Below are 2,127 nucleotides of genomic sequence, written 5' to 3' on the forward strand. Positions count from 1 at the left end.
ACGCCCACAGACTGGAGCTTAAGGGAGAATCATTAAGGAAAAATAGCCCGGTAGTGGAAAGCGCAGAAGAAACACGCTAAAACGATAAAAAAGTCAGGTTCCCGGATGATCGATACGATGCGAAAACGTGATCGACCTTAGGTGCGAATCGATGATCGATCGCATGCGAATATGCAAACAATGTGTTTTACTTTTGGAAGTTCGTCGTTGTAGACCCTGTACATGATTCTGTGTAAATGCCTTTCTCAGTAGTGACCGTCCAGGCGGTCACCGAACTCGATAATAAAACGGCTCATTGCCATACGCCAGTCCTGTAAGGGCATCGTCCATTTCTGTGATGCCGCCTGGATTGCCAGCCACACCTCCTTTTCCACTGCGTCGTCAGCCGGGAACAACTTGCGTTTTTTAATCGCATGCCTGATCACACTGTTCAGCGACTCGATGGCGTTGGTTGTGTAGATGACTTTGCGGATATCAGCAGGGTAAGCGAAGAACGTTGCCAGATTGCTCCAGTTCTTCTGCCAGCTCCGGCTTATCTGTGGATAGCGGCTGTCCCATGCGCTGGCGAATGCTTCCAGCGCCTGCTGGCCTGCTTCTTCCGTAGCGGCCTGATAGATGGCTTTCAGGTCGCGTGTGACGGCTTTGTAGTCTTTCCAAGAGACGAACCTCAGGCTGTTGCGTACCATGTGCACGATGCACAGCTGGATGCGGGCTCCCGGATACACCGCGTTGATGGCATCCGGCAAGTTTTTCAGACCGTCGACACAGGCGATGAGGATATCGTTCAGGCCGCGGTTTTTTAGTTCTGTCAGCACATTGAGCCAGAACTTCGCGCCCTCGTTTTCGGCCAGCCACATCCCCAGTAGCTCTTTCTGGCCTTCGATATTGATACCCAGCGCCAGGAACACAGACTTATTGATAACGCGGATGTCCTGCCGGACTTTCAGAACGATACAGTCAAGGTAAACAATGGGATAAACCGCATCCAGGGGGCGATATTGCCATTCAGTAACCTGTTCCATCACGGCGTCTGTGACCTTCGAGACTAGCGCCGGTGAGACATCCGCGTCATACAGCTCTTTGAACGCAGACGCTATCTCGCGGGTGGTCATCCCTCTGGCGTACAGGGACAGGATTTGGTTATCCATCCCGGTGATCCGGGTCTGGTTTTTCTTCACCAGTTGTGGTTCGAAGGAGCCATCACGATCGCGCGGAGTACGTAGTTCCAGATGGCCATCGCCGGTGGTCACGGTCTTTGTGGAATAGCAGTTGAGGGAGTTGGCCCCCGGTTTGGGCTGATTTTTATCGTAGCCCAGATGGTGAGACATTTCGGCGTTGAGAGCAGCCTCAACGCTGATTTTCTTCAACAGGCAATCGAATTGGCTGGGATCGTCAGGGGCTTTGAGATTTTTGGCCAGTTCGTTAGCCAGAGCCTGTAACTGTTTTTCGTCCATAAATTAACCTGTTTTTGATGTTGGATTGAACATATCAAAATCAGGCAATTACACAAATTTATGTACAGGGTCTCGTTGTAAGCCCTGTAGCCATCCGTGTTTGCATGACTGACGACGGTAACGCTGATGGCCACTTTTGCCATAACCGTGTTTTTTCACAGGAGATGTCTGATCACAAAACGGGCATCTTACATCAACTTTAGCCACTGTATTCCACATCCAAAACCGGACATTTCACAATGCAATCAACATATTGAATACACGACCTACTTGCTGTATCTTATACCTATACCCAAACTGATACGAAGGCGGTCATACCTTCCCAGATGCGATATATTATTGAAGGTATACTATTCGCACTTACAAGGATGTCGATATGTTAATGAGAAGTGAGCGTGATGTTGAGGAAGTTATAAAAAAACAGCTTGAAGCAACGTTAAACACCCTTGAGACATTTACGCGGGCATACGTGGTCTTATCTAAAAAAGATATGTCATGTATCTTTGGTGTAACAAACTATCCAGATGGATGGGGGCTTTGTTGAATAAATCAGAACTTGTAATGACTGCGCCCCATACGGGTCGATTGTTACGTGATGCGAATACTGTTCGGCATTCCTAATAGCGTGATCCGGTTAAGCGCTTTGACCATGGCCATGGCTTCACCCACCTGA

Annotated in this window: 3 protein-coding genes and 2 pseudogenes; 1 reads left to right on the forward strand and 4 read right to left on the reverse strand. The window is 48.9% G+C overall.

The window, feature by feature from the left end:
- Positions 1-245 precede the first annotated feature (245 nt).
- The 3 genes and pseudogenes from QZ506_RS10350 to QZ506_RS10360 form a co-directional block, all read right to left on the reverse strand.
- The gene (locus QZ506_RS10350) at positions 246-1,454 is read right to left on the reverse strand and encodes an IS256 family transposase (RefSeq protein ID WP_291970914.1); all 1,209 of its coding nucleotides are present in this window, start codon (positions 1,452-1,454) and stop codon (positions 246-248) included.
- Entirely contained in the window at positions 1,364-1,597 is a 234-nt protein-coding gene (locus QZ506_RS10355; protein WP_291970918.1) for a hypothetical protein, read from the reverse strand. Before QZ506_RS10355 ends, QZ506_RS10350 begins: the two co-directional genes overlap by 91 nt.
- Positions 1,554-1,661, reverse strand: a pseudogene (locus QZ506_RS10360) (IS1 family transposase); the annotation flags it as partial. The gene QZ506_RS10355 and the pseudogene QZ506_RS10360, both read right to left, overlap by 44 nt.
- A gap of 169 nt (positions 1,662-1,830) precedes the next feature.
- Between QZ506_RS10360 and QZ506_RS10365 the strand changes: the two are divergent.
- The gene (locus QZ506_RS10365) at positions 1,831-1,998 is read left to right on the forward strand and encodes a hypothetical protein (RefSeq protein WP_291970916.1); all 168 of its coding nucleotides are present in this window, start codon (positions 1,831-1,833) and stop codon (positions 1,996-1,998) included.
- Positions 1,999-2,042: 44 nt separating this feature from the next.
- On the opposite strand, the pseudogene QZ506_RS10370 reads toward QZ506_RS10365, so the two are convergent.
- A pseudogene (locus tag QZ506_RS10370) lies at positions 2,043-2,127 on the reverse strand (lipoprotein); the annotation flags it as partial.

Origin of the sequence: Candidatus Symbiopectobacterium sp. (genome assembly GCF_020054415.1) — a bacterium.
In the GTDB taxonomy this organism is placed as follows: domain Bacteria; phylum Pseudomonadota; class Gammaproteobacteria; order Enterobacterales; family Enterobacteriaceae; genus Symbiopectobacterium.

Coding starts and splice junctions, on each gene's coding strand:
- QZ506_RS10350 (WP_291970914.1), bottom strand. CDS start 1,454: ATGGACGAAAAACAGTTACAGGCTCTGGCTAACGAACTGGCCAAAAAT.
- QZ506_RS10365 (WP_291970916.1), top strand. CDS start 1,831: ATGTTAATGAGAAGTGAGCGTGATGTTGAGGAAGTTATAAAAAAACAG.
- QZ506_RS10355 (WP_291970918.1), bottom strand. CDS start 1,597: ATGGCAAAAGTGGCCATCAGCGTTACCGTCGTCAGTCATGCAAACACG.